Source organism: Arthrobacter sp. zg.Y820, from assembly GCF_030125555.1.
GTDB lineage: Bacteria > Actinomycetota > Actinomycetes > Actinomycetales > Micrococcaceae > Arthrobacter_B.
Genome location: NZ_JASKLX010000001.1, coordinates 397023 through 421993 on the forward strand (window position 1 = coordinate 397023; position 24971 = coordinate 421993).

The following is a 24971-nucleotide window of genomic DNA, read 5'->3' on the forward strand; positions in this document are numbered from 1 at the left end:
GGCAAAGCTCCTGCCCAGCATGAACCCTTCAAAGAACTATGAGAACCAGTTGAACCGTGAACCGGATGTTTTGACCGAAGCCGAGAAAAACGGCGGCAGTGCTGCCGGCGCGTCCGGAAAGGGCGGCAAAGGCGGCAAGGGCGGCAAAGGCGGCCGCAAGGGCGGCGCCGGCGATGTCCAGCTGCCCTCCCTCGGACCGCTGGGCCTGCTGCGCTGGGCCTGGACCCAGCTGACCAGCATGCGCACGGCGCTGTTCCTGCTCCTGCTGCTGGCAGTGGCGGCGGTGCCGGGATCGCTGTTTCCGCAGCGGCCGGCCAACCCCGCCGTCGTCACCCAGTACCTGAAGGACAACCCGGACACCGGCCCGTGGCTGGACCGGTTCCAGCTCTTTGACGTCTACTCCTCCGTCTGGTTCTCCGCGATCTACCTGCTGCTGTTCGTTTCGCTGATCGGCTGCGTCATTCCGCGGGCGAAAGCCCATTACCGGGCCATGCGGTCCAAGCCTCCCCGCACGCCCCAGCGCCTGTCCCGGCTGCCGGAATACGGCACGCTGGTGATCCCGGCGTCGTCGGGCCTGACCGCCGGCTCCGCCGTCGAACAGGCGGCCCAGCTGCTGCGCAAGCGCGGCTACCGGGTGGACGTCCGCGACCTCGACGGCGCCCGGCCGTCCGTGGGCGCGGAACGCGGCTTCGCCAAGGAGGTGGGGAACCTGGTGTTCCACACCGCCCTGATCGGCGTGCTGGTGTCAATCGCCGTCGGCGGGCTGTTCGGCTACAACGGCCAGAAGATCGTGGTGGAGGGGGAGTCGTTCGTCAACACCCTGGTCGGCTACGACTCGTTCACTCCCGGCACCAGTTTCACCGAGGAGCAGCTGGAGCCCTACTCGCTGAAGCTCGACGAGTTCAACGTCCAGTTCGACCGGGAATCCCAGACCCACTACGGCCAGCCCCTCGACTTTGAGGCCAAGATGACCGTGAAGGAGAGCCCGGACGCCGCCGAGCACGCTGAAACGCTGAAGGTCAACGCGCCGCTGACCGTGGGCGGCAGCCGCGTCTACCTGGTGGGCAACGGGTACGCGCCCGTCGTCACGGTGCGCGACGGCGAAGGCAACGTTGCGCTGCAGGGTCCGGTTGTCACGGTCCCCAGCGACGGAATGTACACCTCCCTGATGGTGATCAAGGCTCCGGACGCCAAGCCGGACCAGCTGGGCTTTGTGGGCTTCTTCCTGCCCACGGCCATGCTGGATGAGCAGGGCGTCTCCTATTCCGGCGATCCGGATCCGTTCAACCCCCAGCTGAACCTGAACGCCTACTACGGTGACCTCGGCCTGGACGAAGGAGTGCCGAGCAACGTCTACGTGCTCGACACCGAGAACCTGACCGAGCTCAACAGTCGCACCCTGGACGCCGGCGGCATCGTCCTCGGCGCCAACCAGACGTACGACCTGCCCGAGGGCAAGGGATCCATCACGTTCGAGGGCATCAAGCGCTACGCCGCCCTGGACATCCACTATGACCCGGCCAAGATGTGGGTCCTCGGTTTTGCCACGCTCTCGCTCGCCGGCCTGGCCGCTTCCCTGTTCCTGGCGCGGCGCCGGGTCTGGATCCGCACCGGCACCCATGAAGACGGGCGCATCATGGTCGAATACGGCCTGCTGGCACGCGGCGAAGACCAGCGCCTCACCAGCGAGGCAGCCGCCGTCCGGACCCTGCTGGAGAAGCAGTGGTTGGCGGGCAGCGGAGCGGTGGAGGACAATGGCGCGGGGGATACATCCGCTCCGGATACCGGAGCACACAGCACAGGCCGGGACTCAGCGCCCGGAGCATCAGCGGCGGACAGCAAAGCCGCTCAGGAGAAGGAAACAGGTAAGGACTCGTAATGCCCTCCATTGACTACACCCTCGCTGAGTACAGCGAGCTGTTCATGCTGTTGGCGGCGTTCGCCTATACGGTGGCGTTCCTGGCCTTCACCTGGGACCTCGCGCAGAGCAGCAAGGCCATCAAGGCAGTGGAGTCCAAGCTGACGCAGCAGAGCTCCGCAGCGGTTCCGGCCGGGGCGGTGTCCGGTTCGCGCTCCACGGGTTCCGGCCGCTCCGGAACCTCCGGCGACGACAGCTATCTGGCTGACGGCAACGTCCGCGGCTGGGACGCCGACGGCTCACCGGTGGCACAGACCGCCGACGCCTCCATGGGCTACGTCGGGGCCCGCCGCAACAGCGCTCGCGTCGCCGTCGCCCTCACGGTCCTGGGCGCAGTGATCCACACTGCCGCCGTCGTCGCCCGCGGCCTCGCGGCTCACCGCGTGCCCTGGGGCAACATGTACGAGTTCTGCACCACCGGCGCCCTGGTGGTGGCCGTGGTGTTCCTCCTGGTCCTGCTCCGGCGCGACCTGCGCTTCCTGGGAACCCTGGTGCTGGCCCTGGTCCTGATCATGATGATGGTGGCCACGATTGGCTTCCCGACGCCGGTGGCCCACCTGATTCCGGCGCTGCAGAGCTACTGGCTCGTCATCCACGTTTCGGTGGCCGTCATTGCGTCGGCGCTGTTCACGCTGACCTTCGCCATGTCCGTGCTGCAGCTGCTGCAGGCCGACCGCGAGTCCAAGATCCGCGCCGGCGGAGCGTCCAAGCTGGCGTTCCTGCGGATCGTGCCCTCCGCGCAGAGCCTTGAGAACTTCGCCTACCGGATCAACGCCGTCGCCTTCGTGCTGTGGACCTTCACCGTGATGGCCGGTTCGATCTGGGCCGAGCAGGCTTGGGGCCGGTACTGGGGCTGGGACACCAAGGAAGTCTGGAGCTTCGTGATCTGGGTCGTGTATGCCGGTTACCTGCACGCCCGTGCCACGCGCGGCTGGACCGGCACCCGTGCCGCCTGGCTGTCGATCGTCGGCTACCTGTGCATCATCTTCAACTTCACGATCGTGAACGTGTACTTCGCCGGTCTGCACAGCTACTCCGGCGTCTGACCCGTTCGATTTCCCGCGGGCCCGGTGCCCGCAGCTCCAAACCCGCCTCCCGGTTCGCCGGCAGGCGGGTTTTTTGCTGTCTCGTGTTGTTGCCGGCGCGGGGCGGTCGCCGGGTCGCTGGGTCGCTGCGCGTCCGGGGCGGCGCCGGGGCGGGGCGGCGTGTGGTCCGGGGGCCGGCGGGAGCCCGGGGTGTGGTCCGGGGTGCACGGGTTCCCAGTCTTTGAGGCTGGTGTGACTGGTGTGACCACATCAGCCCCACGGGTCAACAAGCGGTGGGAACCAGTGCGGAAACCGGCCCCGCCAACCGGAAGCCCGGCCCCGCACCAACAAAAAACCCGCCCCCGGATTGGCCGGAAGGCGGGTTTCGCTGGAGTCGAGCTAAGGCAGGCTTCTAGGCGCTGGGCTTTTCGTCGTCGTTCTTCTTGTGCCCGGACTGCTTCTCGCGCGCCCGCAGCTCGGCTTCACGTCGCTTCAGCTCTGCTTCCTTCGCCTGCTGGCGGCGCCGGATCTCGAGGTTGCGCAGGAAATCGGGGTCGTCGTCCGGGGCGGTGGGATGGCGGGGTGCCCGGTTCTTGGGCGCCGGACCGCTTCTCGGGCGGCCCAAGAGGAACCACAGGAGGGCGCCGAGCACCGGCAGCAGCACGATAGTGAAGAGCCAGGCGACCTTGGAGATGCTGCGCACCTCCTGGGCCCGGGACATGACACAGTCGATGATGGCGTAGATGATTACGGCGGCGACGATGATGACACCGAAAAGCACGAGGCGAGGCATGAACCAATTGTAGTGGAGCAGGGCACAGCTGTGTCTTCCCGGTTCGGACCGGGCGGGTCGGTTATGGCCCGGAGGCCGAAGCGACGACATCCCAAAGCTGAAGAGGAACTAGAATGGCCCTGTGGCTTTCTGGAAATTTACCGCTCTCCGCCTTGGTTTGGTGGCCATCTTCTTCGCAGCATGCGTCTGGCTGGGCCTGGGCCTGGTGCTCTCGGCGATCGTCGGAGCAGTCCTCGCTTGGTGCGTCACGTACCTGTTCTTCCGCGACATGCGCGACGCCGCAGCCCGCAACGTGCAAAAGCGCTTCCACGGTGACGCGCCCCCGACCCGCAACCGCGGCGAGCTCGAGGACGCCGGCGCCGAAGACAGCATGCTCGATGCCCACCCCGACATCAAGATCGACAACGACCGCAAGCCCCGCGACAACTAACCGCCGCGAAACGTCAGCCGGAAGCTAGGCGAGCACCCGGGTCAGTACCAGTCCGAGGCTGTACAGCAGGGCGAAGCCCAGGTTGATCAGCCCGGTCTGCTGCAGCACAGGGATGAGGCTCCGGCGCTTCTTGCCCTTGAGCATGAGCCAGCTCGGCATCAGGCAGGCCGGGATGAGCAGCAGCACCAGCAGCACCCAGGGATAGTCAGCCGCGAGGAACAGCGGCAGCAGGATGGCCAGCGCCAGCATCATGACGTAGCTGATCCGGGCGGCCTCGTCGCCGAGCCGCACAGCCAGGGTCCGCTTGCCGGCTTCCCGGTCGGTGGGGATGTCCCGCACGTTGTTGGCCATCAGCAGGGCCATGGCAATCAGTCCGGTGCCCACGGCGCCGATCAGCGCCGGAACGCTGACCTGCCCGGCCTGCGTGTAGGTGGTGCCCAGGGTTGCCACCAGGCCGAAGAAAACAAACACGAAGATGTCGCCCAGGCCCATGTAGCCGTAGGGGTTCCGGCCGCCGGTGTAGCCCCAGGCCGCAGCGACGCAGCCCACGCCCACCAGGATCAGGAACCAGGTGGAGGACAGGATGATCAGGGCCAGCCCGGCAACCATGGCCACGCCGAAGCAGGCGAAGGCCGCGTACTTGACCTGCTTGGCGGGCGCCGCGCCGGAACCGGTCAGCCGCAGCGGGCCCACCCGGTTGTCGTCAGTGCCGCGGATGCCGTCGGAATAGTCGTTGGCGTAGTTCACGCCCACCTGCAGCAGCATCGCCACCAGCGCCGCCAGGACGGCGTGCAGGGGCTTGAAGGAACCCAGATCGTACGCCGCGGCCGTACCGATGATGACTGGCGCCACCGCCATCGGCAGGGTGCGGGGGCGGGCTCCTTCTAACCACTGCGCGGCTGTAGCCACAATCAAAGTCCTTTAACTCGAGTAATGGTTGTTCACGTTCTATTCTTCCGCAGCCGTGCGGCGCGAAAGACCCGGGCGCTGCGGCTCAGGGGTGCGTGTGTCCGGCGGCGGCCAGCAGGCGGCGAAGCCCCAGCCGGTCCGTCTTGCCGTTGGGCAGCAGCGGCAGGGCCTCCAGCAGGAGCACCACCTTGGGCACCGCGGGCTTTCCAAGGGTTGAGCGGACTGCGTCCTTGACCTTTTCGGGATCCACGGAGCCGACGACGGCGGCGCCCACCAGACTGCCCCACTCCGGACTGTCCAGGCCCAAAACCACCGCCTGGGAGACTTCGGGCAGCTGTTCGATGGCAGCTGAGACGGCGGCCGCGGAAATCTTGATGCCGCCGCTGACAATCACGTCGTCCAGCCGGCCGGACACGGTGACTCGTCCGTTCTCCACGCTGCCGGCGTCATCGGTGCGGTACCAGCGTCTTCCTGAATTGAAGCGGAACCGCTCGGCGGTCAGCTCCGGCTGGCCCATGTAGCCCTCGGCCAGGATGTCCCCGGCAATCCAGAGCGAGCCGGATTCGACGACGACGTCGACCCCGGGCAGGGGAACGCCGTCGTACACGCAGCCGCCGCAGGTTTCGCTCATGCCGTAGGTGGTGACGACGTTCAGGCCCAGGGCCGCGGCGTCGGCCAGCAGCCCCGCACCGGCGGGCGCCCCGCCGAGCAGGATGGCGTTGAAGCGGCGCAGCACGCGCAGGGTCTCGGGTTCGGGGTTGCTCAGCAGCCGGTGCAGCTGGGTGGGAACCAGGGAGGTGAAACGGTTCCGGTCCGTCATCTCGGCCGCCGCGGAGGTGAAGCGCGCGGCGCTGAAGGACCCGGAGGTGTCCATGAAGACGGGCTGCGTTCCGGCGTACAGGGACCGGATCAGCACCTGGATTCCGGCAATGTAGTGCGCCGGCAACGCCATCAGCCATTGGCCGTCGGCCTCCAGTGCCATCGCCGTGGCCATGGAGGAAGCCGCGAGGGCATCGGTGGTGAGCATGGTCTGTTTGGGTGTGCCCGTGGACCCGGAGGTGCTGATGACCAGGGCAATGTCATCGTTGGGCAGCTCACCGGAGAAGGTCTGGTGCGGGTTGGCGTGCGGGGCCACCGCGGGGCCTTCGCCGGCGAGGGCTTCGGCCAGCGGGGCCAGCAGCGTTTCGGCATTGAAGCCGGCGGGAGTATGGACGGTCAGCAGTTCCATGTAGCGGCGGCCTAGAAGTAGTAGGGGAAGGAGGACCAGTCGGGGTCCCGTTTTTCGAGGAAGGCTTCCTTGCCCTCCACTGCCTCGTCGGTCATGTAGGCCAGCCGGGTGGCCTCGCCGGCGAAGACCTGCTGTCCGGCCAGGCCGTCGTCGGCCAGGTTGAAGGCGAACTTCAGCATGCGGATGGCCTGCGGGGACTGCCGGGCGATGTCGGCGGCGTATTCCAGGGCCACCTTCTCCAGGTTCTCGTGGTCCACGGCCTCGTTCACGGCGCCCATGGCCACCATGTCCTCGGCGGAGTATTCACGGGCCAGGAAGAAAATTTCGCGGGCCTTCTTCTGGCCGATCTGCCGGGCCAGCAGCGCGGAGCCGTAGCCGGCGTCGAAGCTGCCCACGGTGGCGTCCGTCTGCTTGAACTTGCCGTGCTGACGGGACGCAATGGTCAAATCCGAGACGACGTGCAGGCTGTGCCCGCCGCCGGCGGCCCAGCCGTTGACGACGGCGATAACCACCTTGGGCATGGTGCGCATCAGGCGCTGCACCTCCAGGATGTGCAGCCGTCCGGCGCGGGCCGGATCGATGGTTTCCCTGGTCTCGCCTTCGGCATACTTGTACCCGTCACGGCCGCGGATCCGCTGGTCGCCGCCGGAGCAGAAGGAGTGGCCGCCATCCTTGGGGGAGGGGCCGTTTCCGGTCAGCAGGACGGTGGCGACGTCGGGCGTCATCCGGGCGTGGTCCATGGCACGGTAGAGCTCGTCGACGGTCCCCGGGCGGAAGGCGTTGCGGACTTCCGGACGGTTGAACGCGATGCGCACCGTCGGCAGGTCGCGCACGATGCCGCCGTCGGCCGTGCGCTCCACCTGGCGGTGGTAGGTCATGTCCTTCAGGTCCTCGAACCCGGAGACAAGACGCCACTGCTGCGGGTCGAAAATATCGGACACCTGTTCTGGAAGTTCTGTGCTCACAGTTCCGAGTTTATCGTTCCGCCCCAAACCGGCGGTTGCGCACGTTCCCGAGGCCGGTTTGCCGATAGTTTCCGCTGTGTCATCCCGTATTCCGCCCGGGTCCCTGTCACCGGGTGCAGCGCTGCCCTACCTTTGCACCATGGCTGGCTCCGCTCCGGGGATTGATGGCCCCGCATCCGACGCAATGCTCAAGCTCGGCAGGTTCTTCACCCGCTGGGACGAGACCGCTGACGGGAGGGCCGTGTTCCGGGAAGGCGGCCGGAAGGGGGACGCCTTCTACCGAAACCGGTGGAGCCACGACAAGGTGGTCCGGTCCACTCACGGGGTGAACTGCACCGGATCCTGCTCCTGGAAGGTCTACGTCAAAGACGGGATCATCACCTGGGAGGCGCAGGAAACGGATTACCCCACGGTGGGCCCGGACAGGCCCGAATACGAGCCGCGCGGCTGCCCCCGCGGCGCAGCATTCTCCTGGTACACCTATTCGCCCACCCGGGTCCGCTATCCGTACATCCGCGGCGTGCTGCTGGAAATGTACCGGGCGGCCAAACGCGAGACCGGCGACCCGGTGCTGGCCTGGGAGCAGATCATCAACAACCCCGACCGCCGCCGGACCTACCAGCAGGCCCGGGGCAAGGGCGGACTGGTGCGCTCCAGCTGGGCCGAAGCCCTCGAAATGACTGCCGCCGCCCACGTCTCCACGATTCGGAACTACGGACCCGACCGCTGCACCGGTTTCTCCCCGATCCCGGCGATGTCCATGGTCTCGCACGCCGCCGGTGCCCGGTTCATCAACCTGATCGGCGGGGTGATGAACAGCTTTTACGACTGGTACGCGGACCTGCCCGTGGCCAGCCCGCAGGTTTTCGGCGACCAGACCGACGTGCCCGAATCCGGTGACTGGTGGGACGCGACGTACCTGATGATGTGGGGGTCAAACATCCCCGTGACCCGCACCCCCGATGCGCACTGGATGGTGGAGGGCCGGTACCGCGGCACCAAGGTGGTTTCGGTCAGCCCGGACTACGCCGACAACACCAAGTTCGCCGACGAATGGCTGCCCGCGCAGGCCGGCTCGGACGGCGCCCTGGCCATGGCCATGGGGCACGTCATCCTGAAGGAGAACTTCGTGGACCGGCGGGTGCCGTTCTTCGAGGACTATGTCTGCCAGTTCACTGACCTGCCGTTCCTGGTCACGCTGGACACGCGCGACGACGGCAGTGTGGTGCCCGGGAAGTTCCTCACCGCCGCCGATCTGGGCCGCCGAGAGGCAAAAGCCTCCGACGCCGCGTTCAAGACGGTGCTCCTGGACCGCGACGCCGGCACCCCGGTGGTGCCCAACGGCTCGGTGGGCTTCCGGTACAACGAGGCCGACGCCGGCAAATGGAACCTTGATCTGCAGGGCGTGGTCCCGGCCTTGTCCATCGCTGACGCCGCTTCGTGGCCCGGGCACACCAGCCGGGTGGAGCTGCCGGCGTTCACCGACCCCGGCGGATCCGGCTCCGTCCTGCACCGCGGCGTCCCGGTGACGAGCATCGCCGGCCGCACCGTCACGACCGTCTTTGACCTGATGCTCGCGCAATACGGCGTGGCGCGGCCCGGGCTCGGAGGGGAGAGCCTGCCGGGGGAGTGGGCCGCGGGATACGACGACGCCGGCACCCCCTACACCCCCGCCTGGCAGCAGGAAATCACCAACGTCGCACCCGAAGCGGTGCTCCGGACCGCCCGGGAATTCGCGGCCAACGCGGAAAAGTCCAAGGGCCGCTCGATGATCATCCTCGGCGCCGGCATCTGCCAGTGGTACCACGGGGACGTCACCTACCGGGCGATCCTGGCTCTGCTGATGCTGACCGGGTGCGAGGGCCGCAACGGCGGCGGCTGGGCGCACTACGTGGGCCAGGAGAAGTGCCGGCCCATCACCGGCTGGGCCGCGATGGCCTCGGCCGGCGATTGGAACCGGCCGCCCCGGTTCATGATCGGCACCGCCTTTTGGTACATGCACACCGACCAGTTCCGCTCCGACGGCTATTCCTCGGACTCCCTGCAGTCCCCGCTGGCGCAGGGGCACCTGCGCGGTCTGCACACCGCCGACGTCATCGCGAAGTCCACCCGGATGGGCTGGATGCCGTTCTTTCCGCAATTCGACGCGAAAAACTCTTTGGACGTGGCGGACGAGGCCGCGGCCGGGGTGGCCCGCGGCGAGGCGGCTGACGAAGCGTCCTGGGTCGCCAAACAGCTCAAGGACGGGCGGCTGCGCTTCGCCGTCGAGGACGTGGACGCTCCGGAAAACTGGCCGCGGACGCTGATCCTGTGGCGTTCGAACCTGCTGGGCTCCTCCGCCAAGGGAGAGGAGTATTTTCAGAAGCACCTGCTCGGCACCCTGAACAACGTGATGGGCAAGGACCACGGCGAATCCCGGCCCGCCGACGTCGTCTGGCACGAGAACGCGCCGCAGGGAAAGCTGGATCTGCTGGTGTCGGCGGACTTCCGGATGACCAGCTCCACCCTGCTCTCCGACGTCGTGTTCCCGGCGGCGACCTGGTACGAGAAGTACGACCTGTCCTCCACCGACATGCATCCCTACGTGCATGCGTTCACCCCGGCGATCGCCCCGCCCTGGGAGGCGAAGACCGACTACGACCTGTTCCGGCTGCTGGCCGAGGAGTTCTCCCGGCAGGCCGCCACCCATTTGGGGGTGCGCAGGGACCTGGTGGCGACCGCGCTGACCCATGACACGCCCGGTGAAATCGCGCAGCCCGGCGGGCACGGCCCGGACTGGAAGGGAACGGACATCCCGGCGATTCCGGGCAAGAACCTGCCGTCCCTGGCCGTGGTGGAACGGGACTACGCGGCGATCGGCGAGAAGTTCGCCGCCGTCGGTCCGCTGGCGGACAAGCTGGGGTTCACCACCAAGTACGTGAAGTACGACGTGTCCAAGCCGCTGGCCCAGCTGGCCCGCAAGCACGGGGTCTTTGACCGCGGCGCCGCCGCCGGCCGCCCGGCCGTTGACACCGACGCCCGGATGGCCGAGGCCATCCTGCTGCTCTCCGGCACCACCAACGGGGAACTGGCGGTGCAGGGGTTCCGGACCCTGGAGAAACGGACCGGCACGCCGCTGGCGGACCTGGCCGAGGGCGCGGAGGACAAGCAGATCACCTTCCGCGACACCCAGGACCGGCCGACGCCGGTGATCACGTCCCCGGAATGGTCCGGCTCCGAGACCGGCGGCCGGCGCTACGCCCCCTTCACCATCAACATTGAGCGGCTGAAGCCCTTCCACACGCTGACCGGCCGGATGCACTTCTTCCTGGACCATGACTGGATGCAGGACATGGGTGAGGCGCTGCCGATCTATCGGCCGCCGCTGGACATGCACCGGCTGTTCGGCGAGCCGCAGCTGGGAACCCGCGGTGAATTGTCAGTGGCGGTGCGCTACCTGACCCCGCACAACAAGTGGTCCATCCACTCCGAGTACCAGGACAACCTGCTGATGCTCTCGCTCTCCCGCGGCGGTACGGCGGTATGGATGAGCACCTCCGACGCCGCGCTGATCGAAGTGGAGGACAACGACTGGGTGGAATGCGTGTCCACCAACGGGGTGCTGGTGGGCCGGGCGATTGTGAGCAGCCGGATGCCGGCCGGCGTCGTCTACGTGCACCACGCGCAGGAACGCATCATCGACACGCCGAAATCCGAGGCCACCGGCCGCCGCGGCGGGATCCACAACTCGGTGACCCGGATCCTGGTCAAGCCCACGCACATGATCGGCGGCTACGCGCAGCAGTCTTGGGCCTTCAACTACCTTGGCCCCACCGGCAACCAGCGCGACATCGTGACGGTCGTGCGCAAACGTTCCCAGGAGGTGCGGTACTGATGCGAATCATGGCGCAGACGGCAATGGTGATGGCACTGGACAAGTGCATCGGCTGCCACACCTGTTCGGTGACCTGCAAGCAGGCCTGGACCAACCGGGCGGGCACCGAGTACGTCTGGTTCAACAACGTGGAGACCCGTCCCGGGCAGGGCTATCCGCGCCGTTACGAGGACCAGGAGAAGTGGAAGGGCGGCTGGGAACTGAACAGCCGCGGCAAGCTGAAGCTGAAGGCCGGCGGACGGCTCGCCAAGCTGTTCGGCATCTTCGCCAGCCCCGTGCAGCCGGAACTGAACGACTATTACGAGCCCTGGACCTACGACTACGAAAACCTGATCAATGCTCCGGCCGGCAACGATTTCCCGGTGGCGAAGCCCAAATCCCTGATTACCGGCGAGGACATGAAGATCACCTGGTCCGCCAACTGGGATGACAGCCTCGGCGGATCGGGCCGCACGGAGCTCCGGGATCCGGTGCTGGAGAAGATGCGCCGGGAGGCGGAGGAGAAGGTGAAGCTGGAATACGATTCCACCTTCATGTTCTACCTGCCCCGGATTTGCGAGCACTGCCTGAATCCCTCCTGCATGGCCTCCTGTCCCTCCGGAGCCATCTACAAGCGGGAGGAGGACGGCATTGTGCTGGTGGACCAGGACCGCTGCCGCGGGTGGCGGCAGTGCGTCACGGGCTGCCCGTACAAGAAGATGTACTTCAACCACCGCTCCGGCAAGGCGGAGAAGTGCACCTTCTGCTATCCGCGCATCGAGGTGGGGCTGCCCACCGTCTGCGCCGAAACCTGTGTGGGCCGGCTGCGCTACATCGGCATCTTCCTGTACGACGCCGACCGCGTCACCGCCGCGGCGTCCGTTCCGAACGAGCAGGACCTGTACGAGGCCCAGCTGGATCTGATGATGGACCCGAATGACCCGGACGTCATCGCCGCCGCCCGGGCCGAGGGAATCCCGGAGGACTGGCTGGACGCGGCCCGGCGCTCGCCGGTGTACGCCCTGGCCAAGGAGCTGCGGGTGGCCCTGCCGCTGCACCCGGAGTATCGGACCATGCCCATGGTTTGGTACGTGCCGCCCCTCTCACCCATCGTGGACGTGCTCAAGGATCAGGGGCACGACGGCGAGAGCGCCGACAACCTCTTCGGCGCCATCGAGGCACTGCGGATCCCGGTGGAATATCTGGCGGAGCTGTTTACCGCCGGCGACACGGACCTGGTCACTGGCGTGCTGCGGAAGCTCGCCGCCATGCGGGCCTACATGCGCAGCATCACCCTCGGCGACCTTCCGGACGAAAAGATTGCTTCCGACGTCGGGATGACCGGCGAGCAAATCGTGGCGATGTACCGGCTGATGGCCGTCGCCAAATACGAGGAACGCTACGTGATTCCCAGCGCCCATCTGGAGGACGCCCACAACCTGGAGGAAATTGGCTGCTCCCTGGACGTGGAGGGCGGGCCCGGAATGGGGCAGACCGGAGTCTTCGGCGAAGCATCCGGGCGGCCCGTGCCCGTGGCAGTAGAGAATTTTGCTGCCCTGCAGGCACGCCAGCGCGGCGAAGACCCCACCGGCAACGGGGACCTGGGCGGGCGGGTGAACCTGCTTAACTGGGACGGCCGAGGTTCACCCAAGGGCCTGTTCCCGGCGGGCAACAACCGCGGAGCCCCGGATACGGCGGCCGGCGGCACCGGCGGTTCGACCGGCGACGGCAAGGGTGCAGTATACGACCAAGCAGAGGGTGACGGGCCGCAGTCCGACCGCGGACGCGGTGCCGGGCCGGCCGGCGGAGGGGGCGCGGAATGAGCCTGTTGGAGAAACTGCTGGGCAAGGCAGGCAAGGGGACTTTCGACCCGGAGCCGTACAGGGACGCCCGCCCGCGGCGCAGCGCCGTCGTCCGGCAGGCCGCGGGCCTGCTGCTGGAATATCCCGATGAGGCGCTGGTGGACCTGGTCCCGGCACTCCGGGAGGCGCTCGGGGAATCCGGAGCCGACACGGGGCCCGTGGAGGAGCTCTTCGCCTCACTGACGGACCGTCCCCTGCACGAGGTGCAGTCGGAGTATGTCCAGGAATTCGACCTCTCCAAACGGCACAGCCTGCACCTGACCTACTGGACCGACGGCGACACCCGCCGCCGCGGCGAGGCCCTGGCGGCCTTCAAGGAGGTTTACCGGGCGCACGGGGCGCTGCCCGAGGGAACGGAGCTGCCCGACTACCTGCCGCTGGTGCTGGAGTTCGCAGCGAAGGTGTCCCCGGCGGACGGCTACGAACTGCTGCAACGCTACCGCCCGTCGCTGGAACTGCTGCGGCTGGCCCTTCGCGACGACGGACTGCCCCATTCCGGGGCACTGGCCCTGGTCTGTTCCACGCTGCCCGGCGTATCGCCCGAGGACCGGCAGACCGTCATGCACACCGCAGGATACGGCCCGCCCACGGAGAGTGTTGGCCTTGAACCCTACAGTTCACGGCTGCTGCCGGTTTCTGAAAGGAACTCCCCATGAGGCCTGCGGACCTGCCGCCGGATGTTCCGATGGATGTCCCGCTGGATGTTCCCCTGGATGTTCCCCCACCGGCCAATGTGGAGGTGGGGCTCGGCGATGTGATGCTGTGGGGCGTGCTGCCCTACGTGGTGTTGGCTGTGCTGGTCCTGGGCTCGATCTGGCGGTACCGCTATGACCAGTTCGGCTGGACCACGCGTTCGTCCCAGCTGTATGAGTCCCGGCTGCTGCGCATCGCCTCCCCGCTGTTCCACTTTGGGATCCTGGCGGTGATCGTGGGGCACTTCATGGGGCTGGTGCTCCCTAAAACCTGGATGGATGACATTGGCATCAACGAGGACAGATACCACTTCTTTGCCCTCTCGGTGGGGTCGATTGCCGGGCTCGCCACGCTGGCGGGGATCGTGCTGCTCATTTACCGCAGGCGCACCACCGGGCCGGTGTTCATGGCCACCACCCGCAACGACAAGGCAATGTACCTCTTCCTGCTCGCCGCAATCCTGACGGGCCTGGCCACGACGGTCTTCTCGGTTTTCGACTCCGGAATCGTGAACTACCGGGATACGGTGGGGCCCTGGTTCCGGTCAATTTTCATCTTCCAGCCGGACATCACCGCGATGACCGCGGCCTCCCTGTCGTTCAAGATCCACACGCTGTGGGGCCTGGCATTGTTTGCTCTCTGGCCGTTCACCCGGCTGGTGCATGCCTTCACTGCGCCGCTGCAGTACCTGTTCCGGCCCTACATCGTGTACCGCTCACGGGGGAAGCGCCCCGCGTCAGGAGCCGCCACGCCCCGCGGCAGCTGGGCGCCGGTGGGCACCCCGGACCGCGACCGAAAAGGCACTCCCCGCCCCTGACCGGCAGTAAGGACCGACGCCATGTCATCAGCAGAGACCCCGGCATCCGCCGCAAACCTGAAATCCGGCCAGCTCCGGAACCTGATCGTCGCTACCGTCGCCTCCACCGTGGGGTTCTGGGCCTGGACCATCATCGGCCCGCTCTCCAGCCGGTATGCCTCCGGCATGGACCTGGGGCCGGGGCAAACCTCCATCCTGGTGGCCATGCCGATCCTGGTCGGCTCGGTGGCGCGCATCCCGGTGGGTGCGCTGACCGACCGCTTCGGCGGCCGCGTCATGTTCACCGTCATCCTGGGCGTCACGGCACCGTTGGTGCTGCTCACCGGAATCGTCGGGCAGCTGGAGAACTTTCCGTTTCTGGTGGTCATTGCGTTTTTCCTCGGCATTGCCGGCACTGTGTTCGCGATCGGCATCCCGTTCTGCTCCGCCTGGTACGAGCGCAACCGCAAAGGCTTCGCCACCGGCGTCTTCGGCGCCGGCATGGTGGGCACGGCTGTCTCGGCGTTCTTCACGCCCCGCCTGGTCACCGCCGTCGGCTACATGGGCACACACATCATCATCGCCGTCGTCGTTGCAGCTATGGCGCTGCTGAGCTGGCTGATCCTGCGGAATTCCCCGGCGTGGAGCGCTCCCACGCAACCGGTGCTGCCAAAGATCACGCACGCGTTCACCCTGCGGGCCACCTGGCAGCTGTGCTTCCTGTACGGGGTGGTGTTCGGCGCGTTTGTGGCGTTTTCGAACTACCTGCCCACGTATCTCGGCAACGTCTACGACTACGACGCGACGGCCGCCGGCACCCGAACTGCAGGTTTCGCCGTCGCAGCCGTGATCGCCCGGCCAATCGGCGGCTCGATCGCTGACAGGGTGGGGCCCAAACTGGTCACCCTCGCGTCCCTGGCCGGCACCGTGGTGCTGGCCGTCGTCGTCGCGCTGCGTCCCGAGGAGGAACGGGTTTACGGCACCGCCTTCATCCTGATGGCGTTGTTCCTGGGCCTGGGCACCGGTGGCGTGTTCGCCTGGGTGGGACGCGCTGCTCCGCTGCAGGACGTGGGAACGGTGGGCGGCATTATTGCCGCCGCCGGTGGCCTGGGCGGCTACTTTCCGCCGCTGGTCATGGGCGCAACCTATGATCCCGCAAACCGCAGTTATTTCGTGGGACTGATGCTGCTGGCGGCCTTCGCCGCGGTTGCCCTGCTGCTGACCTTCACTGTGCGCAACGGCGGCAAGGTGGACGAGCGCACCCGTACCTGAGCGGGCAAATCAGCGCCGTCACCGCCCGTCCTGCACCCCGTGCGGCGGGTCGGGGGTGCACCGGAAACCCGGGGGTGTTGGTATTGTTCTCCATGAATTATCAATGGGGGAGTGTTGTGGGGAAACGGACGAAGGTCACTGCTGCCGGGACTGCCTTGGAACGCCTGAAACACGCGCGGATCCCGGCATCTGACGCGCACCGGGAAGCCACTGGGCAGTTGGAGTACTTGGACGGGCAGATTGAGCATCTCACGGGCCTTGCCGCCCGGTTCGCACGCCGCAGGAACCACCTGCTCGCCGCCGCCGAAGCGCAGCCGCAGGATGCCGGCTCTGCCGCGGACCTGGCAAGCACCGCGGAGCGGCTGCAGGCCGACGTTGAGCAGGTCAAGGCCGGAGTCATTGAAGCCCGCGCCGCCGCAGCGGAACGGCAGCAGAGCACCTCGGAAATGCTGGCCAAAATCGATGCCGCCGCCGACCGGCTTTCCGAGGCCATGCTGGAACAGGCCAACACGGCCAAGCTCCGCGAGCTGAAGCGCGGATACAGGGACCGGCTGCGGACCGTGGGTGCGCATCTGCCCGGCCATGCGCCCGCCGTGTTGCCGCCCATTCCGGCCTCCGTGACCTGGGAGCTGGAGGGCAGAGTGCGTGACGCCACCCGGCTGACCTACGAGGCGGAAGCCCTGACCGCCCTGCAGCGGGAGCCGGTGCAGTGAAAACTCTCCACTTCCCGTTCATTACCAGTACCGGCACCTACAGCTGGGTACGCCTGATCCTTCGGGCAACAGCAGTGGCAGCCTTGGTGATTGCCGGCATATGGCCGGGGAGCCTTTTGTCCTGGCTGGTCGTCCTGATGCTCCTGCGCGAAGTGTTGAGGGTGGTGATCAGCTTCTTCGCCTGCCGGTACGACACTAAGTCCTTCGTCTTCAAGCTCAAGGAGCAGTTTCCCGGCACGCCCGCCGTCACGGCCAAGGACTTCAAGCACCTGGTGCGAACCGGACACCTGGCAGTGGACTGCGGCGCCGGATCCTGGCTCTTCCTGTCCCTCAGCGAGGGGGTTCCCCTGAGAGGCCTGAAATCCGGTTACAAGGTGACGGGCCGGAACCGGCACGGCGACTTCGGGCTGGCGGAGTTCGACGCCATCATGGATTCCCTCGTCTTCAGCGCTCCGGTGGCCGCCGCACTGAAGGCGGTCAAATCCGAAGAGCGGAAAATTCCTCCGGCGCCGCCCGGGCCTCGCCTCCCCGGCTCCCCGCGCGAGCCCCAACCGAAGACCTTCAACAAGAAGTTGGCAATCGCCAGCGGCCTGTGGCACGGATTATTCGGCAGCGACAAGTGGGACGAACGCCTCACCGCCAACGGGTAGCAGGAAGGGCCGCGCGGAGATGGTCAGGAAAACGCCGCCCGGACGCAGGCCCCGGCAGCGGCAACGACAACGGCAACGGCCTGCAGAGTAGAGTCGGAGAATGGGTGCAACTGAACTGATCCTCATCCGGCACGGTGAAAGCGCGGGCAACCTTGCCGCCACCGCAGCGATGCGCTCCGGCGCTGAAGTCATCGACATCGACCTGCGCGACGCCGACGTTCCGCTCAGCGACGACGGCGTCCTCCAGGGGGAGGCACTGGGCCGCCTCTTCGACGGCCTGCCGCGAGCTGAACGCCCCGACTCCGTGTGGTGCTCGCCCTATCTGCGGGCCCGGCAGACGGCCGAACTGGCCGGACTGCAGGACCTGCGCGTTGACGAACGGCTGCGCGACCGCGAGCTGGGCATCCTGGATCTGCTGACCTCGGCGGGCGTGACCGCCCGGTTCCCGGATGAGGCGCAGCGCCGGAACTGGCTGGGCAAGTTCTCCTACCGTCCGCCGGGAGGGGAATCCTGGGCCGATGTGGCGCTGCGGCTGCGGTCGGTCCTGCGCGACCTCGACGAGGACGAGGACGGCGGGCGGGTCGCCGTCGTCTGCCACGATGCGGTGATCATGCTGATCCGCTACATCTGCGAACGCCTCAGCGAGCAGGAGCTGCTGGAGATCGCGGCAAGCACCAGCGTCCGCAACGCCTCCGTCACGCGGCTGGTTCGGCCCTCCGGGCACGGCCGCTGGACCCTGAAGAGCTTCAACGCCGTGGACCATCTGGAGTCCGGCGGCGCCCCCGTCACCGAGCATGCAGGAGATGAAGAGCATGTCCAGCCCCGCTGAAGTCGTAACACCGGCACTGCTGAAGAACTGGCAGGTCAACCGGGACGCGGCCGACAAGTCTGACCGCGGCACCGTCCTGGTGGTTGGCGGGGCACGGTTTTCGCCGGGCGCCGCGATGCTGGCCGGGCGGGCGGCGCTGCGGGTCGGCGCCGGCCGGCTGACGCTGGCCGTGGCGGAGTCCGCCGCGGTGGCCGTCGCGGTGGCGGTGCCGGAATCGGGCGCCGTGGGACTGCCGGAGGACGACGGCGTCATCTCCGGCGAGCGGGCGGCGAAGGCTCTGGCCGTTGCCTTGGAAAGCGCCGACGTCGTGGTGATCGGACCCGGCCTCGACGACGCCGAGCAAGCCGCCGAGCTGCTCCGGGGGATCGGTCCGCTGCTGAACGATTCCGCCGCCGTCGTCCTGGATGCCTTCGCCCTCGGCGTGCTGCCCGGGCTGCCGGAAGTCTACGAACCCTGGGCCGGGCGCCTGGTCCTGACGCCGAACAAGAACGAAGCCGCGCGCCTGCTGGACGCGGATCCGGAGGCCGACCTCGAGATGGAGCAGGCCGCCGGCGACATCGCTGCCAGGTACCAGGCAGTGGTGGCCCTGCACGGGCTCATCGCCGCCCCGGACGGGCGCCGCTGGGAAATTCCGGCCGGAAATCCCGGGCTGGGCACCTCCGGCAGCGGCGACGTCCTGGCCGGCGCGGTCGGCGGATTCCTCGCCCGCCAAGCGTCCCCGGAGCAGGCCGCCTGCTGGGGCACCTACCTGCATTCCACGGCCGGCGACCGGCTTTCCGCAGCCCAGGGGCCGTTGAGCTTCCTCGCCGGAGAGCTGCTCGAAGCGATGCCCCGCGTGATGGCGGAGCTGACCGTCTAGCGGTGCCGAGAATGAACCGGCCGGCGATCCTGCCCCTGCCCTACACCTTCACGCCCCGGGACGGGTTTGCCGCCGGGTTCTATGTCCTGTTCCTCCTGATCTTCAGCTTTGCCCCGGGCCTCGGCGTTCCCGGTCTGATGCAGCTGATCCCTGATCCGCTGCTGGCCGGCTACGCCGTGAACCTGGCGTTCTACCTGTCCGCAGGCGCGCTGGCGGCCTGGGCGTCGTGGCGCTATGCGGTGCGGGAAACCCGGATCCTGGCCACCCGCCCGTGGCTGACCCTGGCGATCATTCCCGGCGGCGTTTTCGCGATGCTGCTGCTCACCGCCGTCGTCGTCCTGATTTCCGGCCCGCCGGAAACCGCGGTGAACCAGGAAGCGGTTGAGGGGCTGGTCGTCTCCCTGCCTCCGCTGCTGATCATTCCCCTGCTGGTGGTGATTGCGCCGTTTGTCGAGGAGTACATCTTCCGCCACCTGCTGATCGGCAAGCTCAGCAAATACCTCAACATCTGGGTCTGCTGCCTGATCTCGCTGCTGCTGTTCGCCGGGATCCACATCGCGGGGAAGGAATCGCTGACGTTGCCGGTGCTGCTGCCGTACCTGGCCATGGGCGCGGTTCTGGTGGGCATCTACGTCTGGGCGGGGAACAACTTCATCCTGTCCTACGCGGTCCACGCCGCGAAAAACCTGCTCGCCGTCCTGCTGACCTACGCGATCCCGGCAGAGCTGCTGGGATAACTGTTGACGGTGCGGCATTGGATCCGCCGGTCGGGGGACTAGGCGATGCAGAATTCGTTGCCCTCGGGGTCGGCCATCGTGTACCAGGAGGACGGACCCTGCTCGGCTGCGTAAAGGAACGTGGCACCCCGAGCCTCCAGCGCGGCGCGCATCGCGTCCTTGTCTCCGCCGTCGAGGTGGATGTCCAGATGGATGCGGTCCTTCACCGTCTTCGGTTCGGGCACGGGCTGGAACAGGATTCGCAGGCGTCCCGGGGAACCCACCTCGCTTTCCCGGCAGATTGCGGCGCCGTCGCGCCACCTGCGCTGTCCGTTGTGCTCGATCAGCAGGTCCGGGCTTACGGCGCCCTGTTCCAGCGAGGAATCGATCAGGGCCTGGTCGAGGGGCTCCGGGACCCAGCCCAGGGTTTCGGCCCACCAATCGGCCTGGGCGTGGGGGTCGGCGCAGTCAACACATATCTGGATATTGAACGTCATGGGCAGGAGCCTAGCCAGCGGCAGGCTCCCGCCCGGAAGGATTGCGGACAGTTACTGTCCGCAGACGCCGGCGGCCCGGAAGCGATCGCCGGGGGTCAGCCCCGCAGCTCTTGAGCGGCAGCGCCGGCGCCTGCGGCGATCCGTTTACAGGGATGCACCCTTTCCGGCGTGGCCAAGTAGAAAAAAGAGCGCCGGGCCGGGCTGTCGAAGCCGCCGGGCACCAACAGCGACGAGTAGCGTGCGCACCACTGCGCCTCTCCGCCGGAATGCGCCAGGGCCAGTGCCAGGGCGGGGATATCGTGGAACCACATCAGCTGCTGCTCACCGTCCACAATCAGCTGGATCAGGTCCAGCTCAACATCGGCATAGGCCCGGGCATCCACCCAGTCATCAAAACCGGCCAGCTTCTTGCCGTGGATGAGGTGGACGTTGTGGCCGGGGGTGAAGCTGACGCAACGGGTGTCACTGGAAACGCTCACAGCGTGGTCCTTTACAGAGTGTCCTTGCCCGCGCCGGGCGGCAGCGGGCCGCTTCGTCATCCGAACCACCCGCCGAACAATGGGGTTGGTGTGAGGCCAGTCGGAGCTTTTCCGGCCGGACGAATCCGGGCCGGTGGCCACCTCTCGTGAAGCTGAGACCACCCTAGCGCACGACGCCGACACTGGGAACCGCCGTGGTCCGCCGTGATGTGCGTGGCCCGTTCATCCGCCGGAAACAGCCTCGAAACTCCGTTTGGCTAGCTTGATGGCACGAGCTATTGGAGGACACGATGAACCGAATGCTGATTGGACGCGAGGCCGCAGCGGTACTCACCAAGGGCCTGGGCCGCCGGGGATTCCTCGGAGCCGCGGCGGGTCTTGGCATGTTGGCGGTGGGGTCGGGATGCAGTGCGAAACCGGTGCAGGATTCTTCCGCGGCAGCTGCGGACGCCGGTGCTGCCGGGTCGCCCGGGTCGGCCGGCCCGAGGTCGGGGGCCATCCTGCAGCCGCACTCCGGAGACATGCCCGGGGACCTCTATCTTGCCTCCACCCCGGAGGAAGTGCTCTGGGGTTACGTGCCGGCCGTGCATGCCACGCCGGTGGCCCGGATGAAATCCGGGCAGACCGTCACCATCGACGCCCTCTCGCATGAGGGGATCCTGGAGGACCAGGGCCGGGATCCGCTGTCCTTCTTCGGCGGCCACGGCGTCGCGGCGGACGGGGTGCTGCAGGACGCCGTGGACATCGCCGCCGGCTACAACCGCACGCCGCGGAACTTCGACACGGACGGGCCGCACATCGTCACCGGTCCCGTTGCCGTGGAAGGCGCCGAGCCCGGCGACGTCCTGAAGATCGAAACCCTCGCGGCCGTGCCCCGGGTCCCCTACGGCGTCGTCTCCAGCCGCCACGGCAAGGGCGCGCTCGCGCTGCAGAACGGCCCGGCCGCACCGGAGGGCATCACCCTGGAGGAAGTCATGCCGCCGGCGGCCGCGGACAACCGGTCCTCGGGCGTCCCGACGGACTACGGCAACGTCTCGGTCTTCACCGCAATCGAGGACGGCAAGGGCGTGATGACCAGCGGCGACATGAAAATCCGCTTTCCGCTGCGCCCGTTCATGGGCATGATGGGCGTGGCCTTCTCCGAGAACGAGGGCCTGACCGGCCCCGAGGCCAACTCAGTGCCGCCCACGCTCGGCGGCGGCAACATCGACATCCGCCATCTGGGCCCCGGGTCCACCTTTTACCTGCCGGTCAAGGCCGACGGCGCCCTGTTCTACGTGGGCGATCCGCACATGGGCATGGGCGACGGCGAAGTGGCGCTGACCGCCATGGAAGGTTCCCTGCGCGGCACCTTCCGGCTGACCGTCTGCAAACCCGGTTCGGGGGACGCGCCGGCCCTGGCCCACCGGTATCCGTTCGGCGAAACCGCAGATGCCTGGATTCCCATCGGCCTCTCCGACCCCGACGGCCTGGGCGCCGGTGGGGTGAGCAGTGACCTGAACGTGGCCATGCGGCGGGCCGTGGTCAATGCCCTGGACTTCCTCGAGCAGGAAAAAGGCATGGACCGCGCCGTCGCCTACGCCTACCTGTCCGCCGCCGCCGACTTCGCCGTGTCCCAGGTCGTGGACCGGACCGTGGGCGTGCACGGGCTGATCCGCAAGGCCGACTTCGGCTGATGCCTCAGCCGAAGGGGTCGGCGCCGAATGTTCAGCGCCAGCCGGCCGCCGGAGCGACATGCTTGAGGATGCTCTCCAGCAGCTGCACGTTGTAGTCAACGCCCAGCTGGTTCGGCACCGTGATCAGGACCGTGTCCGCGGCCTGCACCGCGGCGTCGCCGGCCAGCTGGGCCGCAATCACCTCCGGTTCACCGATGTAGCTCTTGCCGAACCGGGCCAGTCCGCCGTCGAGCCGGCCCACCTGGTCCCTGGTGTCGGCCTGGGCACGCAACCCGAAATACCGGCGGTCCTCCTCGGTAACCAGGGGAATGACGCTGCGGCTGACGGATACGCGCGGCGTTCCCTCGTGCCCGGACTCCGCCCAGGCGGCGCGGAACACCTCAATCTGCTCGGCCTGGAGCTGGTCAAAGGGCACGCCTGTGTCCTCGGTCAGGAGGGTCGAGCTCATCAGGTTCATGCCCTGCTGGCCCGTCCACTTCGCCGTGGCCCGCGTTCCCGAACCCCACCAGATCCGGTTGCTCAGCCCGGGGGACTGCGGTTCCACCGGCAGTGTTCCGGAGGCACCGGTCATGACCGGATCGGAGGCCGCCAGACCGGCGCCGGCGATCGCGGCGCGGAACACCAGGGTGTGCTTGCGGGCTTCATCGGCGTCGGTGCTGCCGTCGGCCGGCACATAGCCGAAGGCCTCGTAGCCGCGCAGCGCGGGCTCGGGGGATCCCCGGCTGAGGCCCAGCTGCAGCCGTCCGCCGCTGATCAGATCCGCCGCCGCGGCTTCCTCGGCCATGTACAGCGGATTCTCGTACCGCATGTCGATCACCGCGGTGCCCAGTTCCAGCCGGCTGGTCCGGGCGGCCAGAGCGGACAGCAGCGGGAACGGTGCGGCGAACTGCGGCGCGAAATGGTGGACCCGGAGGTAGGCGCCGTCGATGCCCAGCTCCTCGGCCGCCACCGCCACATCAATCGTCTGCAGCAGCGCGTCCCGGGCGGTGCGGACAAAAGATCCCTGCACATCCCGGTAATGTCCAAAGGACAGGAAACCGATCTTTTTCATGTTCAGCACAGCGCCGGTTTCCCAAGAGATATTCCCCCGGATGCTCCGGAGTCCCGAGCGTCCGGCGCACCGGAAGCGAGGAAGAAACATGCATCTGACCATGGTCCCCGGCATCGGCGGCTCCAACGAAGCACACTGGCAGAGCCTGTGGCAGGACGGTGAGCCGGACGTGTCCCGGATTTCGCCGTCGTCGTGGGACGACCCGGAGCTGGAAAACTGGATGGAAGCGCTCGACGCCGCCGCCGGGCCCCGCCGCGGCGACACCATCCTGGTGGCCCACAGCCTGGGCTGCCTGGCCGCCGCGGAATGGCTGCTGCGCCATCCCGGCGGAGCCCGCGGCGTGCTGCTGGTCGCTCCGCCGGATCCGGCCGAGCCGGAGTTTCCGGACAGCGCGGCGTCGTTCCGGAACCCGCGGCTGCAGCCGCTGCCGGTGCCCGCGCTGCTGGTCGCCAGCGAAAACGATCCGTACTGCCCGCTGCCGGCCGCGCGCGTTCTGGCCCTCGGCTGGGATGTTCCGCTGATCGACGCCGGCCCGTTTACCCACCTCAACGACGAAAGCGGCATCGGCGACTGGCCGCAGGGCCGGCACCTGCTCACCGCCTTCGCCGCCGGGCTGGGCGCCAGCGTGTTCTCCGGGTAAGAATGGGCCCATGAAACTTCCGGTACTGCCGCCCGTGGCCCCGATGCTGGCCAAAGCCGTGAGCACCCTGCCCGAGGGGGACTACTCCTACGAGCCCAAGTGGGACGGCTTCCGCTCGATCATCTTCCGCGACGGTGAGGAGCTGGAGATCGGCAGCCGCAATGAAAAGCCGATGACCCGGTACTTTCCCGAGCTGGTGGAGGCGCTGAAGGCCAATCTGCCGGAGCGCTGCGTGGTGGACGGCGAGATCATCCTGGTCAGTGCTTCCGGGAAACGGCTGGACTTTGAGGTGCTGCAGCAGCGCATCCATCCGGCCGCCATTCGGGTGAAGCTGCTCGCCGAGCAGACGCCGGCGGCATTCGCGGCCTTTGATCTGCTGGCGCTGGAGGACACCAGCTACTTGGACCGTCCCTATGCCGAACGCCGCAGCGCCCTGGAACAGGCGCTGGCCGGCGCCGCGGCTCCGGTGTACCTGACCAACCGCACCACCGATCCGGCCACGGCGCGGCGCTGGTTCGGGGAGTTCGAGGGGGCCGGACTGGACGGCATCATCGCCAAGCCGCTGGGGGACGTTTATTCGCCCGGCAAGCGAGCCATGGCCAAGTTCAAGCACGAACGCACCGCTGACTGCGTCCTGGCCGGCTACCGGGTGCACAAGAGCGGGCCCGACGCGGTGGGTTCCCTGCTGCTGGGCCTCTACAACGACGACGGCGCCCTCACCAATGTGGGCGTCGCCGGAGCCTTCACCATGGCTCGGCGGCGTGAACTGTTCTCCGAACTGCAGCCGCTGATTTCCGACTCCGCCGAGCATCCCTGGACGGCGGAGAAGCAGGAAACCGGGACCCGTACGCCGCGCAACTCCGAGGGCAGCCGCTGGAGCGGAGACAAGGACCTGTCCTTCGTGCCGCTGCGGCCCGAGCGGGTGGTGGAGGTCAAGTACGACCACATGGAGGGCGAACGCTTCCGCCACACCGCCCAGTTCCTGCGCTGGCGTCCGGACCGCGCGCCGGAGTCCTGCACCTATGACCAGTTGGAGGAGCCGGTGAAGTTTGACCTGGCCGAGGTGCTGATCAGCTAGCGGCGGTGCTGATCAGCTGGCGGCCGGAACCCGGCCTTT

Annotated in this window: 23 protein-coding genes and 1 riboswitch; of the genes, 16 read left to right on the forward strand and 7 right to left on the reverse strand. The window is 67.7% G+C overall.

The window, feature by feature from the left end; genetic code table 11:
- The first annotated feature begins 19 nt into the window (after positions 1-19).
- Together resB and ccsB are read left to right on the forward strand one after the other, a co-directional pair.
- Complete coding sequence (gene resB, locus QNN99_RS01815) at positions 20-1879, forward strand: cytochrome c biogenesis protein ResB (RefSeq protein ID WP_229964705.1); 1860 nt, start codon at positions 20-22, stop codon at positions 1877-1879.
- On the forward strand, positions 1879-2964 hold the full coding sequence (ccsB, locus tag QNN99_RS01820) for a c-type cytochrome biogenesis protein CcsB (protein WP_229964706.1): 1086 nt from the start codon (positions 1879-1881) through the stop codon (positions 2962-2964). The genes resB and ccsB overlap by 1 nt, the downstream gene beginning before the upstream one ends.
- A 391-nt stretch (positions 2965-3355) precedes the next feature.
- Here ccsB and QNN99_RS01825 read toward each other — a convergent pair whose 3' ends face one another.
- Positions 3356-3736: a PLD nuclease N-terminal domain-containing protein gene (locus QNN99_RS01825; RefSeq protein ID WP_229964707.1), complete on the reverse strand. Its 381-nt coding sequence runs from the start codon at positions 3734-3736 to the stop codon at positions 3356-3358.
- A gap of 121 nt (positions 3737-3857) precedes the next feature.
- On the opposite strand from QNN99_RS01825, the gene QNN99_RS01830 reads away from it, so the two are divergent.
- Positions 3858-4166 (forward strand): DUF4229 domain-containing protein, encoded by a 309-nt coding sequence (locus QNN99_RS01830; protein WP_229964708.1) that lies wholly within the window; start codon positions 3858-3860, stop codon positions 4164-4166.
- 24 nt (positions 4167-4190) lie between these two features.
- On the opposite strand, the gene QNN99_RS01835 is transcribed toward QNN99_RS01830, so the two are convergent.
- From QNN99_RS01835 to QNN99_RS01845, 3 genes are all read right to left on the reverse strand, one after another.
- Positions 4191-5075 (reverse strand): 1,4-dihydroxy-2-naphthoate polyprenyltransferase, encoded by an 885-nt coding sequence (locus tag QNN99_RS01835; protein ID WP_229964709.1) that lies wholly within the window; start codon positions 5073-5075, stop codon positions 4191-4193.
- 85 nt (positions 5076-5160) lie between these two features.
- Complete coding sequence (locus tag QNN99_RS01840) at positions 5161-6303, reverse strand: AMP-binding protein (RefSeq protein WP_229964710.1); 1143 nt, start codon at positions 6301-6303, stop codon at positions 5161-5163.
- An 11-nt stretch (positions 6304-6314) separates the two neighbouring features.
- Positions 6315-7268 carry a 1,4-dihydroxy-2-naphthoyl-CoA synthase gene (locus QNN99_RS01845; RefSeq protein ID WP_229964711.1) on the reverse strand — a complete coding sequence of 318 codons (954 nt, stop codon included), beginning with the start codon at positions 7266-7268 and terminating at the stop codon, positions 6315-6317.
- A 139-nt stretch (positions 7269-7407) separates the two neighbouring features.
- Between QNN99_RS01845 and QNN99_RS01850 the strand changes: the two genes are divergently transcribed.
- From QNN99_RS01850 to QNN99_RS01895, 10 genes are all read left to right on the forward strand, one after another.
- The gene (locus QNN99_RS01850; protein WP_229964712.1) at positions 7408-11142 is read left to right on the forward strand and encodes a nitrate reductase subunit alpha; all 3735 of its coding nucleotides are present in this window, start codon (positions 7408-7410) and stop codon (positions 11140-11142) included.
- The gene (gene narH, locus QNN99_RS01855; RefSeq protein ID WP_229964713.1) at positions 11142-12944 is read left to right on the forward strand and encodes a nitrate reductase subunit beta; all 1803 of its coding nucleotides are present in this window, start codon (positions 11142-11144) and stop codon (positions 12942-12944) included. Before QNN99_RS01850 ends, narH begins: the two co-directional genes overlap by 1 nt.
- On the forward strand, positions 12941-13639 hold the full coding sequence (narJ, locus tag QNN99_RS01860) for a nitrate reductase molybdenum cofactor assembly chaperone (protein WP_229964714.1): 699 nt from the start codon (positions 12941-12943) through the stop codon (positions 13637-13639). Before narH ends, narJ begins: the two co-directional genes overlap by 4 nt.
- Before the next feature lie 29 nt (positions 13640-13668).
- Entirely contained in the window at positions 13669-14493 is an 825-nt protein-coding gene (gene narI / locus QNN99_RS01865) for a respiratory nitrate reductase subunit gamma (RefSeq protein WP_442860469.1), read from the forward strand.
- A 21-nt stretch (positions 14494-14514) separates the two neighbouring features.
- Positions 14515-15744 (forward strand): MFS transporter, encoded by a 1230-nt coding sequence (locus tag QNN99_RS01870; protein WP_229964715.1) that lies wholly within the window; start codon positions 14515-14517, stop codon positions 15742-15744.
- A 116-nt stretch (positions 15745-15860) separates the two neighbouring features.
- Positions 15861-16457 carry a hypothetical protein gene (locus QNN99_RS01875; RefSeq protein WP_229964716.1) on the forward strand — a complete coding sequence of 199 codons (597 nt, stop codon included), beginning with the start codon at positions 15861-15863 and terminating at the stop codon, positions 16455-16457.
- The gene (locus QNN99_RS01880; protein ID WP_229964717.1) at positions 16454-17107 is read left to right on the forward strand and encodes a hypothetical protein; all 654 of its coding nucleotides are present in this window, start codon (positions 16454-16456) and stop codon (positions 17105-17107) included. The genes QNN99_RS01875 and QNN99_RS01880 overlap by 4 nt, the downstream gene beginning before the upstream one ends.
- A gap of 100 nt (positions 17108-17207) precedes the next feature.
- Positions 17208-17936: a histidine phosphatase family protein gene (locus QNN99_RS01885; protein ID WP_229964718.1), complete on the forward strand. Its 729-nt coding sequence runs from the start codon at positions 17208-17210 to the stop codon at positions 17934-17936.
- Positions 17920-18795 carry an NAD(P)H-hydrate dehydratase gene (locus QNN99_RS01890; protein WP_229964719.1) on the forward strand — a complete coding sequence of 292 codons (876 nt, stop codon included), beginning with the start codon at positions 17920-17922 and terminating at the stop codon, positions 18793-18795. Before QNN99_RS01885 ends, QNN99_RS01890 begins: the two co-directional genes overlap by 17 nt.
- An 11-nt stretch (positions 18796-18806) precedes the next feature.
- A complete protein-coding gene (locus QNN99_RS01895; protein ID WP_229965047.1) occupies positions 18807-19532 on the forward strand; it encodes a CPBP family intramembrane glutamic endopeptidase in 726 nt (241 codons plus the stop codon).
- Positions 19533-19570: 38 nt separating this feature from the next.
- On the opposite strand, the gene QNN99_RS01900 is transcribed toward QNN99_RS01895, so the two are convergent.
- Together QNN99_RS01900 and QNN99_RS01905 are read right to left on the reverse strand one after the other, a co-directional pair.
- On the reverse strand, positions 19571-20008 hold the full coding sequence (locus QNN99_RS01900; protein ID WP_229964720.1) for a VOC family protein: 438 nt from the start codon (positions 20006-20008) through the stop codon (positions 19571-19573).
- A gap of 95 nt (positions 20009-20103) precedes the next feature.
- Positions 20104-20487, reverse strand: a complete 384-nt coding sequence (locus tag QNN99_RS01905) for a hypothetical protein (protein ID WP_229964721.1) — start codon at positions 20485-20487, stop codon at positions 20104-20106.
- A 15-nt stretch (positions 20488-20502) separates the two neighbouring features.
- Positions 20503-20639: riboswitch (SAM riboswitch) on the reverse strand.
- 138 nt (positions 20640-20777) lie between these two features.
- Between QNN99_RS01905 and QNN99_RS01910 the strand changes: the two genes are divergently transcribed.
- Complete coding sequence (locus tag QNN99_RS01910; protein WP_229964722.1) at positions 20778-22163, forward strand: acetamidase/formamidase family protein; 1386 nt, start codon at positions 20778-20780, stop codon at positions 22161-22163.
- Between the two features lie 31 nt (positions 22164-22194).
- Here the strand turns inward: QNN99_RS01910 and QNN99_RS01915 are convergent, their stop codons facing one another.
- Positions 22195-23214, reverse strand: a complete 1020-nt coding sequence (locus QNN99_RS01915) for an LLM class flavin-dependent oxidoreductase (RefSeq protein ID WP_229965048.1) — start codon at positions 23212-23214, stop codon at positions 22195-22197.
- 88 nt (positions 23215-23302) lie between these two features.
- Here QNN99_RS01915 and QNN99_RS01920 point away from each other — a divergent pair, with 88 nt between their 5' ends.
- Together QNN99_RS01920 and QNN99_RS01925 are read left to right on the forward strand one after the other, a co-directional pair.
- On the forward strand, positions 23303-23854 hold the full coding sequence (locus QNN99_RS01920; RefSeq protein ID WP_229964723.1) for an RBBP9/YdeN family alpha/beta hydrolase: 552 nt from the start codon (positions 23303-23305) through the stop codon (positions 23852-23854).
- Positions 23855-23864: 10 nt separating this feature from the next.
- Positions 23865-24932: an ATP-dependent DNA ligase gene (locus QNN99_RS01925; protein ID WP_229964724.1), complete on the forward strand. Its 1068-nt coding sequence runs from the start codon at positions 23865-23867 to the stop codon at positions 24930-24932.
- Positions 24933-24971: the final 39 nt, after the last annotated feature.